The organism is Protofrankia sp. BMG5.30 (assembly GCF_001983005.1).
In the GTDB taxonomy this organism is placed as follows: domain Bacteria; phylum Actinomycetota; class Actinomycetes; order Frankiales; family Frankiaceae; genus Protofrankia; species Protofrankia coriariae.
The window spans coordinates 140,050-155,193 of record NZ_MOME01000005.1 but is presented as its reverse complement, the minus strand read 5'-3'; the positions used below and the strand labels follow the sequence as shown (position 1 = coordinate 155,193).

Below are 15,144 nucleotides of genomic sequence, written 5' to 3'. Positions count from 1 at the left end.
AGTGGCCGCGTGACAGTATGGGACGGGCGGCACGCGGGCGGCGACAGTGATCGACTCCGTCCGAAGGTGTGATCTTCTTCATGCGGTGCCAGGCAGGCGGGGCTGACGAGGGAGGATCCCGCGTGTCGACCGGCTCGGCCGAAGTTGTCGGACCCAGCCTCTGAAATAGTGGACGGCGAAGCACATTCCTGTGATTCGCGGATCCCAGCCGGAGGAGGTTGATCATCAAAGTGAACGCCGCTCACGTCCTGGCGCCCGAATCGCAGGCCTTCCAGGGGCCGCACGATCCCGTGCGGACGCCCGCATCGTCCGACCCGCCGGAATTCGATCACCAAACGGCGTCATCCGACCACCAGCCGCGACTGGCGCATAATGCCGACGCGGCCGGCCCGGCGGCGGCGCTCGACGAACGCCAGCGCCGGGTGCTGGAGTTCGAACATCACTGGTGGCGGTACGCGGGCGCCAAGGAGACCGCGATCCGCGCCGAGTTCGGCATCTCCGCGACCCGCTACTACCAGATCCTGAACGCCCTGATCGACTCCCCGGCCGCGCTCGCCGCCGACCCGATGCTGGTCAGACGGCTGCGCAGGCTGCGGGCAACGCGACGGCGCGCGCGCTCGGGCCACACCGGCCGACCCGACCCCGCCGAGATCTGAGTACCGCCATGACCGAGACCATCTCTTCCGTGGCTCCCCCCCGGCCGCCGCGGCTGCGCCGGGGGGACCGGTTGCACGGGATCGCCGCCGGGGCCGTCGCCGTGCTCGCCGTGTTCGGCTGCATCCTGGTCATCAACCTGGCCAACGACCCCTCGCCGGACACCGCGACAGCCGCCGCGACCGCTTCCCCGGCCCAGGCCACGGTTGCGGCCGCGCGGTCCGCCGGTGGCGTGTCCACGGCCGCGCCGGCGGCACCCGCCGCGCCGGCGACGAGCGCCCGTCCGTTACCGGTAGAAACATCACAGCCGCCGAAGGCGGTTGTTCCCGTCCCGCCGTCGACCGCGCCGAAGCGTGTCTTCGCCCCCGTCGTGATCCTGAACAACTCCAGGGAGCAGGGGCTTGCCGACGCTGCCCGGGCGCGGCTGGAAGCCGCCGGCTTCACGGTGACCCGGGTCGGCAACTACAACGCGACGTACAACGTCGCGATACCGACCGTGTTCTACGAGCCGGAGCAGAAGGCCGCCGCCGAGACCCTGCAGGAGTTGATCCCGGATGTCAGAGCCGCGGCTCCCAAAAGCACGCACTTCATCTCGGACGACCCGCTCATCCTTGTCATCACCAAGGATTTCCAGATCGACCCGCCCGAGTGACGGACCTGAACCCATGACTTCCACACCCGGTACCAGCAACACACCTGGTACCAGCGGTACGCCCGGCAGCGGCCCGCTCGCCGAGGCGCCCCGGACGCTGGCCGGCGGCTCCGGGCTCGCCGCGCTGCTCACCGACCCGCGGCATGCCCTGGTCGCGCTCGACTACGACGGCACCCTCTCACCCATCGTCAACCGCCCCTCCGACGCCGTTCCCGCGCCCGGTGCGCTGCGCGCCCTGGCCCGGCTGGCCGAACGGGTCGGATCGGTCACCATCATCACCGGTCGCCCGGTCGAGGCCCTGCTCTCACTCACCCGGTTCGCCGACGAGCCGGGGCTGCGCTCGCTGTCCGTCCTCGGCCAGTACGGGCTACAACGCTGGGACGCCTCCACCAGAACAATCACCAGCCCCGAGCCGCTGCCCGGAGTGGCCGCGGTCCGGGCAGCGCTGCCCAGGCTCCTGCAGGACGCACCCGCCGGGACCGTCGTGGAGGACAAGGGGCATGCCCTGGTCGTCCACGTCCGCCGCACCGCCGACCCGGATGCGTCGCTGGCCTCGCTCACGCCCGCGCTGACCGTCCTGGCCAGGGACAACGGGCTGGATGCCGCGCCTGGCAAACGGGTGCTGGAACTACGCCCGCCCGGGCACGACAAGGGCCGGGCGCTGCGCGACCACGCGGCCGAGCTGGGCGTCCGCTCCGTGCTGTTCGCCGGCGACGACCTCGGTGACCTGCCGGCCTTCGACGCGGTCGACGAACTGCGGGTCGCCGGTATCCCCGGGCTGACCGTGTGCAGCGACGGCCCGGAGGTCCCACGGGCGCTGCGTGAACGGGCCGATCTCGTCGTCCCCGGCCCTGAGGGAGTGGTGGCGCTGCTGCGTCTGCTCGCCGACCGTCTCGCCTAGGACGCCGGCCGCCTCCAGCGTGGCCACTCCGGCAATGCGGTCACTCCACGTGGTTACTCCAGTAGTGCGTCGAGCTGGTCGCGGAACCACTTGCGCGGGGGGAGCCTGCCGGCGACAGCGGCGAGCCGGGCRCACCGGTCACGGCGCTCGTCGGCGGCCATCAGCAGCGCGGTATGCAGCGCCCGGGCGGTCGCGCTCACGTCGAACGGGTTGACCACCAGCGCGTCGTCGGCCATCTCCACGCATGCCCCGGCCTCGCGGGAGAGCACCAGGGCCGCGCCGGGCCGGGAGAGCACCGCGCCTTCCTTTGCGACCAGGTTCATACCGTCCCTGATCGGGTTCACCACCAGCACCTCGGCCAGYGACAGTGCCGCCAGTGACCGTGGGTAGTCATCGTTGACCTCAAGGCGGACGGGCAGCCAGGTCGCGGTCGCGAACTCGTCCTCGATCTCCGCCACGATCCGCTGCACGGCAGCCGTGTACTCGCGGTATTCGGGAAGATCGTGGCGGGACGGATAGGCGCACACGATGTGCACCACCCGACCTTGCCACTGTGGGTAGTCACGCAGGAGCTCCCGATAGGCGTCCAGGCCGCGGACGATGTTCTTCGACAGTTCGGTCCGGTCCACCCGCACGATCACCCGCCGGCCCGCGGCGAGCTCGCGCATCTCGGTGGCACGGGCGGCCACGTCCTGTCCGGACGCGCGTTTGAGCAGCCAGTCACCGTCGACTCCGAGCGGATGGACGCCGATCCGGACGACGCGGCCGCGGTAGCGCAGCCACAACCCACTCGCACCGCCCGCCCCGCCATGACGCAGGCCCGCACCGTCGTCGCGGCCCACACCGTCGTCGCGGCCCGCGGCGGCCACCATGCCGTCGGGACGGCGTGCGCCATCCGTCCCGCTGCCGGAGTGACGCGCGTCGTCACCGGCGCGACGCGGGCCGGCGCTGTCGCGGTCAACCTCAACCTCGGCCTCGGTGCCGGCCGCGAGCTCGACGTCGGCGGGAAGCAGCGCCTTGGCACATCGGCAGAAAGCCTCCGCCCACCCAGGGGTGAGGAAGCCGAGCCGGTCGGCACCGAGCATGCCCTGGACGACCGCGCGGGCGACGTCGTCCGGCAGTATGCGGAAATACTCCGACGGCGCCCACGGTGTGTGACTGAAATGGGCGATCCGCAGGTCCGGGCGCAGGTTGCGCAGCTGCGCGGGCACCAGCGTCAGGTGGTAGTCCTGAATCAGGACGGCCGCGCCCGGCGCCGCCTCACGGGCCAGCGCCTCGGCGAACATCGCATTGTAGATCTCATACGCCTGCCAGTCGCGTTGGAAGGCCGCGCCGAAGGAGGGCTGGGACGCCGGCGCGTAGAGCAGGTGCAGAACGAACCACAACGTACGGTTGGCGACCGCGTTGTAGGCCCGGTCGAACACGACCCTGTCCACGTCGAGCATGTGGACGGCCGCACCCCCGGTGTCGTGACCGGCAAGATCCAGACGGCCGTCCGGCGTCGAGCGGGTGGCCCGCCGGTCGGCTTCGCTGAGCGCCGCGCACACCCAGACCAGCCCACCACCAGCCCCGCCGGCAGCGTTGGCATCGCCGGCAGAGCGAGCCGGGCCAGCCGATCCGATGTCGCCGCTGGCGACCGCGTGCAGGCCGCTGACCAGCCCACCGCCACCACGGCRCACGACAAGTGACCCGTCGTTACCCGTCGCGAACGCCACCGGGCCGCGATTGGAGGCGACAAGCACTCGGGCGGCCCCTCCACCGGCCACAGGACRCAGCGTTTCGTCGACCGACCGGACGTGACGCATCCTGCGAAGAGTAGTACCTCGRCAGACGGCCGCGCGGCCGTCACTCAGGCCGCGGTACACCGATGCGTGCGGCCAGGCCACCGATGCGTGCGGTCAGGCCGTTGTCGGGGGGAACACTCGAGGGCCTGCGGGCGGTGCTGCCCGGCCCGTGCCGTGTGGGCACCCGCCTGACAGCACCCGCCTCACGGAGCTGTCGCTGGTCGGCATCCGACGACGTGTGGACGGCTGTTGTCATGTCGTAGCAACTACGGATTTGGCAACTTGTCGCCTGAAGTCGCATGAAGAGTCAATCTGGTCGGCCTGTGGCATCACCGGCCTGCTCGTGTCACCGATCTCCTGGACGCACCACTGGCTGTGGGTGCTGCCGGCGCTGGCCACACTGGCAGGTCCACGACGGCCGCGTGGGGGGCGTCTCGCGCCGCTGGGCGGCTTCACGCTGCTCGTCCTCTCCCCGCTGTGGTGGTTACCCAACGAGGACGACCGCGAATACCGGTGGCACGGCTGGCAGCTCGTGATCGGGAACTCCTACGTGATCGCAGCCGTCCTCTTTCTCCTCGTGATCGGCGTCCACGTGTTCCGCCCGCATGCTCCTGCCGGGCGGCACGGGGATCAGACGGCGGCGGGCCGTGGCGTGGGCAGAACCGAACGCACCGCGCTCACCCACCCGGCGCCGAGGGTGCCGTCCTCCACGACGACGTTGTCGTAACCGGGCAGCAGATCGATCAGGTCCGTGTGGTGCAGCGCGTTCGCGACAAGGTGCATGCGGCCGACATGGTCGGCCATGACCAGGTCGCTGGCGGAGTCCCCGATCGCGATCGCCTGCTCCGGGCGCAGCCCCCGGCGAGCCAGGTCGAAGGCCACCGCGGCCCCCTTGCTGACTCCGTCGGGCACCAGGTGGTAGACGTGCGGAACATCGTCCAGATCGGGCATGGTGGCCCGCGCGATGATGCCGTTGTCGCGCATGGTCAACCATCCATAACCTTCCGCGGCAAGCCACGCGTCGGCCGCGACCACGTCGATGTTGCCCCGCAGCATGATGTCGATCTCACGGCCGCGGATCCAGGAGCGGTGCGCCTCCAGGCGTCCCGGATACTGGGCGACCAGCGCCGTGACCAGCTCGTCGGGTATCCGGTCGAACGTCTCGGGCATGGCTCCGCGCAGGATCTGGCTGCTGTGCCCGTGGTCCCAGCCGACGATGGCACCGAGTTCGGCGATGAAACCGTCCGCCCCGAAGATCGAGGCAGCCTCCGTGAGCTGAGGCCGGGTCCGTCCGCTGACCAGGACCAGCGCGATGCCGGCCCGGTGCAGATCGATCAGAGCGTGCGCCGGGTCCAGGGTGACGGAGTGATCTTCGCTGCGGAAGAAGCATCCACGTGGCCCCACCATGGTCCCGTCGAGATCGGTATAGACGACCCGGACACTCATCGGTGCTGTCCTCCTGTTCACGCTGTTCGCGCTCTTCATGGCGTTCACGCTGTTCGTGGCGGCTGGGCGTTCGTGGCACGTGGGACGGGGCGGCGCGGGCGTTTCGTGGGGCCGTGCCGCGCCACGGCGTCGGGGCTGTCACCTGGTGCGGGCCACCTGTCCGGGACAGACCGTGCCCTGCCCACGGCGGCCCGTCTGGTGCGGCAGGGCCACGGTCAGCCGCTTTCCACCGGACCGTGGTACAGCCGGGCGTAGCGGGCGGCGTACTCCGGAATCGTGATCATAGGTGGCCGCTCCCGCACCGCCACCTGATGGGTACGCGGCTCCAGCCCGCTGTCACCGCGCCTGAACTGGGTCAGCGTCCCGCTGAGAGAGTCGGTGTGGACGCCCAGCCTGGTCCACGCCGCATGGATGATCTCCGCGGCCATCCGTCCAAGAGCCTCGTCGGACTGGTGACGGTGGACCTTGCGGCCGACCTCGACCTGAGCGAGGGCGTCCACTCCCAGCAACGAGCACACGTCCACGACCTGGGCGAACTCGATGCCGTAGCCGGAGACGAACGGTAGTTGTTCCAGCAGGGCCCGCCGGCCTGCGAACTCACCGGCCAGCGGCTGCACCAGCCCGGCGAGCTGTGGCCAGTGCAGGTTGAGCAGGGGGCGCGCGACGAGTTCGGTGACCCGGCCGCCGCCGCCGGGCAGCAGCCCCCCGGCCAGCGGCCGGTCATAGGACGCYTTGACGTAGGACACCGCGCCCTCGGTCAGCAGCGGCCCGAGCAGCCCGGTGACCAGGCTCGCGTCGAAGTCCTCCAGATCGGCGTCGACGAAGACCACGATGTCCCCGGACGTGGCGTACAGGGACTTCCACAGGGCCTCGCCCTTGCCGGCGACCCGCCCRTAGCCGGTGAGGATGCGCTCCTCGGYGAACACCGCCGCGCCCGCGGCGGCCGCCTCGGAGGCGGTCGCGTCCACCGACCCCGGATCGATGACGACGATCTCGTCGACGAGAGGCACCGCGGCCATAAGATCGCGGCGGAGCGCCGAGACGATCGCGCCGACGGTGGCCGCCTCGTTCAACGCGGGCAGCACCACGCTGATCGGCCCTGCCTTACGGGCCAGTAGTTCCCCTGGTGAGAAGTCCCGCCCGTAGTACGTCCTATGCTCGAACCAACGGTATACGTCAGACCGCACACGGACTACAGTACGGACTGACAACCGCATACGGCTCATCCAGAGGGGCAGAGGGACCGGCCCAGTGAAGCCCCGGCAACCACCCGCATCAGTGCGCGGCAGGTGCTAATTCCGTCCTGAGATGCATCCGGCTCTCGGGAAAGATGAGGAGTTTCACAGATGACAGTCGCTCCCGAGCGCGTCGCAACGATCAGCCCGGACGTCGTCAATCCCGCGGTTTCCCTGTCGTGTCGCCACTGCGGCGCCACCTATCCGCTCTCCCCGACGCATGTCTGTATCGAGTGCTTCGCCCCGCTGGAGATTGCCTACGACGACTCCGTGCTACGCCGGGTCACCCGGGAGTCCATCGAGGCCGGTCCCGCCAGCCTGTGGCGCTATGTCGGGCTGCTGCCCGCCGGCCACGACCCCGCGCGCCGGGTGTCGCTCGGCGCGGGCTGGACGCCGCTGCGCCCGGCCCCCCGCCTCGCCGCCGAGCTCGGGATGCGGACACTGTGGGTCAAGGACGACACCGCGAACCCCACCCACTCGTTCAAGGACAGGGTCGTGTCGGTGGCGCTGTCGGCCGCGCGCGAGCACGGGTACACCACGGTCGCCTGCGCGTCCACCGGCAACCTGGCCCAGTCGGTGGCAGCGCACGCCGCGTCCGCCGGGCTACGTTCGGTTGTGCTGATCCCGCATGATCTGGAGGACGGCAAGACCGTGTCGACCGCCGTCTACGGCGGCACGCTGGTCGCGATCGAGGGCAACTACGACGACGTCAACCGCCTGTGCAGCGAGCTCTCCGGCGAGTACGAATGGGCGTTCGTCAACGTCAACGTGCGGCCGTTCTACGCCGAGGGCTCCAAGACGCTCGGCTACGAGGTCGCCGAACAGCTCGGCTGGCGGCTGCCGGAGCAGGTCGTGGTGCCGATCGCGTCCGGGTCGCTGCTGACGAAGATCGACAAGGCGTTCGGTGAGCTCGGCCGGCTCGGCCTGGTGGAGCCGACCCCGCACCGGGTCTTCGGCGCGCAGGCGCAGGGCTGCAACCCGGTCGCGGCGGCCTTCGCCCGCGGGGCGGACACGGTCGCACCGGTGAAGCCGTCCACCATCGCCAAGTCGCTGTCGATCGGCAACCCGGCGGACGGCCCGTACGCCCTCGACGTGGCCCGTCGCACCGGCGGCGCGATCACCGACGTCACCGACCCCGAGATCGTCGAGGGAATCCGCCTGCTGGCCCGGACGGAGGGTGTCTTCGGCGAGACCGCCGGCGGCGTCACCGTCGCGTGCCTGCGGCGGCTGCTGCGCGAGGGCCTGCTCGACCCCGACGCGGAGACCGTCATCTTCAACACCGGCGACGGCCTGAAGACCCTCGACCCGCTGATCCCGACAGGCCGGCCGACCGCGACCATCCGCCCGTCCCTGGCCGCCTTCGAAGCCGCCGGCCTCGGCGACTGACCCCGACCGCCCAACACCCTCCGCAGGATCTTCCGCTATTCAGCACCGCCGACATCTCCGGGACGACGCAAACGGCGGCGCGGCCACCTGCCCGCGCCGCCGTTCCGGCAGACCACTGAGAAGAAGCCCGTGTCGATTCATTCCGACAACTGGCCGGTAAAGCCAAGATTGTGGACACCGAACCGGAAGACGAGAACTTCGTTCACTTTCGCCTGCCCGGGGGCCGCTTTGAACATGGCCGAGGCCTGCCACTGACGGCAGCTTCCGAACTCGCGGCCCGACGAAAGAATCGAGCTGGGCTCCCCTTCGAGTCGATGAGTATCGAACCATGTCCGCCTCCTGCGATCTCGACAGCTTCGAGCGGCTCGGGGACACCMTGGGAGTCAACACCCAGCCCATAGTGATCGACGGATTGGTCCGCTATTCCGAAGACGAACGACACGCGGAACCCAGAAACAAAGATCTGTGGATCGCGGGGACCTCACGGTCGTCGACGAGCACGACGCGGCGGCCTGGTTTCAATCCGGCTCGGATTTGTAGATCGCGGGGACCGCTGTCCGAATTGTACCCCGTCTGAGCTGGGGGTTTGCAAGATCCAACCACAACCTCCTTTTGAAGATCTTTTAGATCATGGTGAGATGATCTAAAAATTCTGTGTCGTTGCAGGTCAGGATGCATGTCGATCTCTCACCACAACCTCCCGGGTTCGTCGGCGTGTCGGAGGTTGTGGTGGATGATCTCCCTGGGGCACGCGTCTGTCCGTCCGGATCGGGTGCCGGGGACCCTCCGGTGCCGGATCCGGACAGGCCGATGGAGCGCATGCCGATGGTGACACCTCCGCGACTTCGCTTCGACAGCCGTGGCGTGGCCATCCCCGCGAGCACCTCCACGACCGACACGGACGACTCCCATGATCCCACCGCCGTCCCCTTCCCGGATACCACCATGCCCGGAAGCGGCGCCGGCCTGTCCGCACCTCATGGAAACCACACGAGGAGGTGGCGATGGCCCGCACCATCCGTATCAACGGCATCGACGTCCCCGTTATCAACGGTGATCTGATGCCGATCGTCGTCGACATCGACGTGATGCTGGCCAGGCGGAAGATGTCCGTGGGCGAGCTCGCGGACCGCGTAGGGATCACGCCCGCCAACCTGGCGGTACTCAAGAACGGCCGCACCAGGGCAGTGCGCTCCGCGACGCTCGCCGCGCTCCGCGAGGTGCTCAGGTGCCAGCCGGGCGACCTGCTGCGCTGGGAGGCCGAGGACGCCACGGACGGACGACGTGCCCCATGGCGGGCGTGAAAACGCCTGGCACCACCGGCCCGTGACACGGCACATGGACCGCATGGACATGGATCGCCGATCACCCGCAGCACCGTCCCGGCCCCGTTGGGTAGATTCAGGTTGACCTGTACCGCACCGTCCTGGTCGGCGATCGCGACGTGCGAACGTGCCCCAGCACCGCGAACCCCCGTCCTTCCAGCGCGCAACGGCGGGGGTTCGTCGGTGGGCGGGCAGCCAGGGCTTCGCCGTAGTCGCTCGACGCCCGCGTGGCGATCTGCCAGTTCGACGGAGTTCTGGGCACGTGACCGGCACGGGGTTCACCGATGGTTCACGGGCCGGACGATGGCATGCGGCCGGCGCGCGGCCGCCACCTGGCCGGGCCCGTGGCGGGCCGTCCGGCCGTGCGGCGCAACGGGGGGCGAGCTTGCACTCACCCACCTCGAGTGCTAAACAGGAGCTGGCACTCACCCGCTTCGAGTGCCAGGGCTGAGCGACGAGGCCACCGGGCCGTCCGTCGCGGGCGTCGTCTTGGCCAGGCCATTGAACAGCCATTCCCCTGGGAGGACCACGACACCATGCCGAAGATCATTGCCTTCGATGAGGAGGCACGGCGCGGCCTGGAGCGCGGCATGAACCAGTTGGCCGACGCCGTGAAGGTCACACTCGGCCCGAAGGGCCGCAACGTCGTTCTGGAGAAGAAGTGGGGCGTCCCCACGATCACCAACGACGGTGTGAGCATCGCCAAGGAGATCGAGCTCGAGGACCCGTACGAGAAGATCGGTGCGGAGCTCGTCAAGGAAGTAGCGAAGAAGACCAACGACGTCGCCGGTGACGGCACCACCACCGCGACGATCCTCGCCCAGGCACTGGTCCGCGAGGGTCTGYGCAACGTGGCGGCCGGCGCCAACCCGCTGGGTCTGAAGAAGGRCATCGAGGTCGCGGTCGAGCGCGTCTCCGAGGAGCTCTCCAAGCAGGCCAAGGAGGTCGAGACCAAGGAGCAGATCGCCTCCACGGCGTCCATCTCCGCGGGCGACCCCGCGATCGGCGCGCTCATCGCCGAGGCACTGGACAAGGTCGGCAAGGAAGGCGTCGTCACCGTCGAGGAGAGCAACACCTTCGGCCTCGAGCTCGAGCTCACCGAGGGTATGCGCTTCGACAAGGGCTACATCTCGCCGTACTTCGTCACCGACGCCGACCGTCAGGAAGCCGTCCTCGACGACCCGTACATCCTCATCGTCAACAGCAAGATCTCGGCGGTCAAGGACCTGCTCCCGCTGCTGGAGAAGGTCATGCAGGCCGGCAAGCCGCTGGCGATCATCGCCGAGGACGTCGAGGGCGAGGCCCTGGCCACCCTGGTCGTCAACAAGATCCGTGGCACCTTCAAGAGCGTCGCGGTGAAGGCCCCCGGCTTCGGCGACCGCCGCAAGGCCCTGCTCGGTGACATCGCCATCCTCACCGGTGGCCAGGTCATCTCCGAGGACGTCGGCCTGAAGCTGGAGAGCACCACGCTCGACCTGCTCGGCAAGGCCCGCAAGTTCGTCGTCACCAAGGACGAGACCACGATCGTCGAGGGCGCTGGCGACCCCGACCAGATCGCCGGCCGGGTCAACCAGATCCGTGCCGAGATCGAGAAGTCGGACTCCGACTACGACCGCGAGAAGCTGCAGGAGCGGCTGGCCAAGCTCGCCGGTGGAGTCGCGGTCATCAAGGTCGGTGCCGCCACCGAGGTTGAGCTCAAGGAGAAGAAGCACCGCATCGAGGACGCCGTCTCCAACGCGAAGGCCGCGGTCGAGGAGGGCATCGTCGCCGGTGGTGGCGTCGCGCTGCTGCAGGCGTCGGTCACCGCCTTCGAGAAGCTCGACCTCGCCGGTGACGAGGCGACCGGAGCGAACATCGTCCGCCTCGCYCTGGAGGCGCCGATCAAGCAGATCGCCTACAACAGCGGTCTTGAGGGCGGCGTCGTGGTCGACAAGGTCCGCCACCTGCCCGCCGGCCATGGCCTGAACGCGGCCACCGGCGAGTACGTCGACCTGATCGGCACCGGCATCATCGACCCGGCCAAGGTCACCCGTTCGGCGCTGCAGAACGCCGCGTCGATCGCCGGGCTGTTCCTCACCACCGAAGCCGTCATCGCCGACAAGCCGGAGAAGAACCCGGCCCCGGCCGCTCCCGGCGGCGGTGGAGACCTCGACTTCTGAGGCCTACAGCCTGAATACCGAACAAACCGGATAAAAGGGGCGGTCCCAATGGCGGGACCGCCCCTTTGTCATGCCTCTGTCGTTTGTCATACCTCTGTCGTCTGTCGTGTCATGTCCCTGTCGTGCCTGGGACATGGCTGGACGGCGGTGGCGGCGGTTTACCGACCATGTCGGGCATACTCGCGTGAAGCGTCGATTTCGGTGGGGTTACCGCTGCCACGGGTTCGTGGTGGGCCGCGAACAGCACCATGACCGGGAGTGTGTACGAGATGACCCAGACCACGCCGCCGGCCGGCTGGTACGCCGACCCGTCCGGCCAGCACGGCTTCCGCTACTGGGACGGCACCACCTGGACCGACCAGGTCAGCGACGTGCCATCGGGACAGCCGGAATCACCGGGCAAGACGGCGCCCGCCCAGGGCTGGGGAACTCCACAGGGCTACCAGAACGCGCCGGTACAGACCAACTACACACCGGACCGCGTCCAGCGCCAGGTTTCCGAAGGCGCGGGTGTACGACCCGTCCACGGTGGCGGCGGGACGCTTTTCACCGAACCGGTCCTGGTGGTCAACCAGAAGACCAAGCTCATCGAACTGACGAACGAATATGCCGTGTTCGACCAGGCCGGCAACCAGATCGGTTCGGTTGTCGAGGTCGGCCAGAGCGCGCTGAAGAAAGCAGTGCGGTTCGTCAGCTCGCTCGACCAGTTCTTCACCCACCGGCTTGAGGTGCGCGACAGCGCCGGCGTGGCCCATCTGGTCCTCACCCGGCCGGCGAAGGTCTTCAGGTCACGTGTGATCGTCACCCGGCCGGACGGATTCGAGATCGGCCAGATCGTCCAGCAGAACATCTTCGGCAAGATCCGTTTTGCGCTGGAAACCGGCGGGACGCCCATCGGAACGATCAAAACGGAGAACTGGCGGGCGTGGAACTTTTCGATCGTCGACCACGGCGGCACCGAGATCGCCCGGGTGACGAAAACCTGGGAGGGGCTGGCCCGCACCCTGTTCACCACCGCTGACAACTACGTCGTCCAGATCCACCGTCCGCTGACGGATCCGCTGCGCAGCCTGGTGGTCGCCTCCGCGCTCACCATAGACACCGCGCTCAAGCAGGACTCCCGCGGCCTCGGCTGACAGCGGTACGGCAAAGAACATTTAGACAGTCTCCGGGTCACAAGGCACCATTACTGGCGTGCCTTCTCCCGGCCCCGCGACACGCTCGCTCCGTCCCGTCCTGACGCTGCCCGCGCCGCCGCTCACCGTGACGGACCTCGACGAACTCGCGCTCGACCCCCGCTTCGAGCTGGTCGACGGGATGTTCGTGGTCCGCCCGTGGCCGACGCCGCTGGAAACCCGGGTGACCAAACGCCTGGTCCGGCTGCTCGTCGAGGCCACCCCGGCCGACATGCGCGTCCACACCCGTGACGTCAGCGTCCGGATCGAGCCGCGCAGCGAGGTCGTCCCCGACATCGTCGTGGCCGCCGCCGGCGACGACGACCGCCCACAGCGGATCACCGGTCTGCCGTTGCTGGTCGTCGAGGTCGCCGAAGCCGGCAACCGCCGCTACGACCGGACGCTCAAGTTCGACCTCTACCGTGACCACGGCGTGCCCGACTACTGGCTGGTCGATCCGGACGGCCCGCGCATCGACGCCTACCGGCTCGTCGACGGTGCCTACGTACCGGCGGCATCCGCGACCGGAGACGAGGAGCTGACAGTGATCACGCCGGTACCCTGCACGATCATCCCAGCCACCCTCGTGGACCCACCAAACCCAGAGTAACCATACCCAGAGTAACCACCGGACGGTTACACAGGGCCAGACGATCAGTCGGTATCGGACGGTTGGCCACCCGGGGCCGGACGGTTACGCGGGATCGGGGATGTCGTCAGCGTCCACGATCATGTAGACGTACCCCTGCTCGGTGAGGAAGCGCTGGCGGTGCGCGGCGTACTCCTGGTCGATCGTGTCCCGGGAGACCACGGTGTAGAAGTGCGCGCCCCGGCCGTCCGCCTTCGGGCGCAGCACCCGCCCGAGCCGCTGCGCCTCCTCCTGGCGTGACCCGAACGTGCCGCTGACCTGGATGGCGACCGCCGCCTCCGGCAGGTCGATCGACACGTTCGCGACCTTGGAGACGACCAGCGTCCTGATCTCCCCGGTCCGGAACGCCTCGAACAGGCGTTCGCGCTCCCGGTTGCGGGTCGACCCCTGGATGACCGGGGCGTCGAGCAGCTCGCCGAGCTGGTCGAGCTGGTCGAGGTAGGCACCGATGACGAGCACCTGGTCGTCGGCGTGCCGCTGCACCAGACGGCGCACCACCGCCCGTTTGCTGTGGGCGGTGGCGCACATGCGGTAGCGCTCCTCCGCCTCGGCGACGGCGTAGGCCATCCGCTCGTCCTCGGTGAGGGTCACCCGCACCTCGGTACATTCGGCCGGCGCGATCCAGCCCTGCGCCTCGATCTCGCGCCAGGGGGCGTCGTACCGCTTGGGGCCGATCAGCGAGAAGACGTCGCCCTCCCGGCCGTCCTCGCGCACCAGGGTTGCGGTCAGGCCGAGCCGGCGGCGGGACTGGATGTCGGCGGTCATCCGGAAGACCGGCGCCGGCAGCAGGTGCACCTCGTCGTAGACGATCAGCCCCCAGTCGCGGGCACCGAACAGCTCCAGGTGCAGGTACTCGCCCTTACGGCGGGCCGTCATCACCTGGTAGGTGGCGATGGTGACCGGCCGGATCTCCTTGCGCTCGCCGGAGTACTCGCCGATCTCCTCCTCGGTGAGCGACGTGCGCCGCAGCAGCTCCGAGCGCCACTGGCGGCCGGCGACGGTGTTGGTGACCAGGATCAGGGTGGTGGCGCGGGCGTGCGCCATGGCGGCGGCCCCGACGATGGTCTTGCCGGCACCGCTGGGCAGCACCACCACGCCCGAGCCGCCCTCCCAGAAACCCGCCACCGCGCCCTTCTGGTAGTCGCGCAGCTCCCAGCCGTCCTGGCGCAGCTCGATCGGGTGCGCCTCGCCGTCGACGTAACCGGCCAGGTCCTCGGCCGGCCAGCCGATCTTCAGCAGCGCCTGCTTGAGCCGTCCCCGCTCGGACGGGTGCACCGCGACGCAGTCGTCGTCGAGGCGCGGCCCGAGCATCGGCGCGACCTTCTTCGACCGGACAACCTCGGTGAGCACCGCGCGGTCGACGGTGCGCAGCACCAGCCCGTGCACCGGGTCGTTCTCCAGCCGCAGCCGGCCGTAGCGATCCATGGTGTCGGCGATGTCGACGAGCAGCGCGTGCGGAACGGCGTAGCGGGAGAACCGGACGAGCGCGTCGACGACCTGTTCGGCATCATGGCCGGCGGCCCGGGCGTTCCACAGCGCCAACGGGGTGATCCGGTAGGTGTGCACGTGCTCGGGTGAACGTTCCAGCTCCGCGAACGGCGCGATCATGGCTCGGGCGTCGCCGGCCAGTGAATGATCGACTTCTAGCAGCAGGGTCTTGTCCGACTGGACGATCAACGGACCGTCGGTCACGTCTCACCACCCTTCCGAGGGCCTTCCGAGGGTTTCGGGATTTCCGAGGGGCTCAGGGTTCCCGAGGCGTCCGAAGGCTTCCAGGA

At 69.2% G+C, this 15,144-nt stretch carries 12 protein-coding genes and 1 riboswitch; of the genes, 8 read left to right on the top strand and 4 right to left on the bottom strand.

All coding sequences use genetic code 11. The features are described 5' to 3' along the window. The first annotated feature begins 230 nt into the window (after window positions 1-230). From BL254_RS02450 to otsB, 3 genes are read left to right on the top strand one after another with little or no spacing between them, the layout of a single operon-like run. On the top strand, window positions 231-656 hold the full coding sequence (locus tag BL254_RS02450; protein WP_083730777.1) for a DUF3263 domain-containing protein: 426 nt from the start codon (window positions 231-233) through the stop codon (window positions 654-656). An 8-nt stretch (window positions 657-664) separates the two neighbouring features. Further along, window positions 665-1,306, top strand: a complete 642-nt coding sequence (locus BL254_RS02445) for a LytR C-terminal domain-containing protein (RefSeq protein WP_047222138.1) — start codon at window positions 665-667, stop codon at window positions 1,304-1,306. Window positions 1,307-1,319: 13 nt separating this feature from the next. Beyond that, window positions 1,320-2,207 (top strand): trehalose-phosphatase, encoded by an 888-nt coding sequence (gene otsB, locus BL254_RS02440; RefSeq protein WP_047222139.1) that lies wholly within the window; start codon window positions 1,320-1,322, stop codon window positions 2,205-2,207. A 53-nt stretch (window positions 2,208-2,260) separates the two neighbouring features. On the opposite strand, the gene BL254_RS02435 is transcribed toward otsB, so the two are convergent. From BL254_RS02435 to BL254_RS02425, 3 genes are all read right to left on the bottom strand, one after another. Further along, the gene (locus BL254_RS02435; protein WP_076842401.1) at window positions 2,261-3,949 is read right to left on the bottom strand and encodes a trehalose-6-phosphate synthase; all 1,689 of its coding nucleotides are present in this window, start codon (window positions 3,947-3,949) and stop codon (window positions 2,261-2,263) included. A 672-nt stretch (window positions 3,950-4,621) separates the two neighbouring features. After that, complete coding sequence (locus BL254_RS02430) at window positions 4,622-5,437, bottom strand: HAD family hydrolase (RefSeq protein WP_047222142.1); 816 nt, start codon at window positions 5,435-5,437, stop codon at window positions 4,622-4,624. Window positions 5,438-5,652: 215 nt separating this feature from the next. Continuing rightward, window positions 5,653-6,624, bottom strand: coding sequence for a glucosyl-3-phosphoglycerate synthase (locus tag BL254_RS02425; RefSeq protein WP_254857732.1), 972 nt, complete (start codon window positions 6,622-6,624; stop codon window positions 5,653-5,655). 32 nt (window positions 6,625-6,656) lie between these two features. Next, window positions 6,657-6,774: riboswitch (SAM riboswitch) on the top strand. A gap of 9 nt (window positions 6,775-6,783) precedes the next feature. Here BL254_RS02425 and thrC point away from each other — a divergent pair. The 5 genes from thrC (at window position 6,784) to BL254_RS02400 (ending at window position 13,327) form a co-directional block, all read left to right on the top strand. Next, the gene (gene thrC, locus BL254_RS02420; protein WP_047222144.1) at window positions 6,784-8,058 is read left to right on the top strand and encodes a threonine synthase; all 1,275 of its coding nucleotides are present in this window, start codon (window positions 6,784-6,786) and stop codon (window positions 8,056-8,058) included. A gap of 1,061 nt (window positions 8,059-9,119) precedes the next feature. Next, a complete protein-coding gene (locus BL254_RS02415; RefSeq protein WP_047222201.1) occupies window positions 9,120-9,362 on the top strand; it encodes a helix-turn-helix transcriptional regulator in 243 nt (80 codons plus the stop codon). A gap of 557 nt (window positions 9,363-9,919) precedes the next feature. Beyond that, window positions 9,920-11,542 carry a chaperonin GroEL gene (groL, locus tag BL254_RS02410; protein ID WP_076842399.1) on the top strand — a complete coding sequence of 541 codons (1,623 nt, stop codon included), beginning with the start codon at window positions 9,920-9,922 and terminating at the stop codon, window positions 11,540-11,542. A gap of 269 nt (window positions 11,543-11,811) precedes the next feature. Next, window positions 11,812-12,678, top strand: coding sequence for a phospholipid scramblase-related protein (locus BL254_RS02405; protein WP_047222202.1), 867 nt, complete (start codon window positions 11,812-11,814; stop codon window positions 12,676-12,678). 58 nt (window positions 12,679-12,736) lie between these two features. Further along, window positions 12,737-13,327, top strand: a complete 591-nt coding sequence (locus BL254_RS02400; protein ID WP_047222146.1) for a Uma2 family endonuclease — start codon at window positions 12,737-12,739, stop codon at window positions 13,325-13,327. Between the two features lie 84 nt (window positions 13,328-13,411). Here BL254_RS02400 and BL254_RS02395 read toward each other — a convergent pair whose 3' ends face one another. Beyond that, window positions 13,412-15,058, bottom strand: coding sequence for a DNA repair helicase XPB (locus tag BL254_RS02395; protein WP_047222147.1), 1,647 nt, complete (start codon window positions 15,056-15,058; stop codon window positions 13,412-13,414). Window positions 15,059-15,144: the final 86 nt, after the last annotated feature.

Bases quoted from the DNA above. Each gene is read 5' to 3' on its own strand.
- BL254_RS02415 (WP_047222201.1), top strand. From the start codon at position 9,120: ATGCCGATCGTCGTCGACATCGACGTGATGCTGGCCAGGCGGAAGATG.
- BL254_RS02430 (WP_047222142.1), bottom strand. From the start codon at position 5,437: ATGAGTGTCCGGGTCGTCTATACCGATCTCGACGGGACCATGGTGGGG.
- BL254_RS02405 (WP_047222202.1), top strand. From the start codon at position 11,812: ATGACCCAGACCACGCCGCCGGCCGGCTGGTACGCCGACCCGTCCGGC.
- thrC (WP_047222144.1), top strand. From the start codon at position 6,784: ATGACAGTCGCTCCCGAGCGCGTCGCAACGATCAGCCCGGACGTCGTC.
- otsB (WP_047222139.1), top strand. From the start codon at position 1,320: ATGACTTCCACACCCGGTACCAGCAACACACCTGGTACCAGCGGTACG.
- BL254_RS02445 (WP_047222138.1), top strand. From the start codon at position 665: ATGACCGAGACCATCTCTTCCGTGGCTCCCCCCCGGCCGCCGCGGCTG.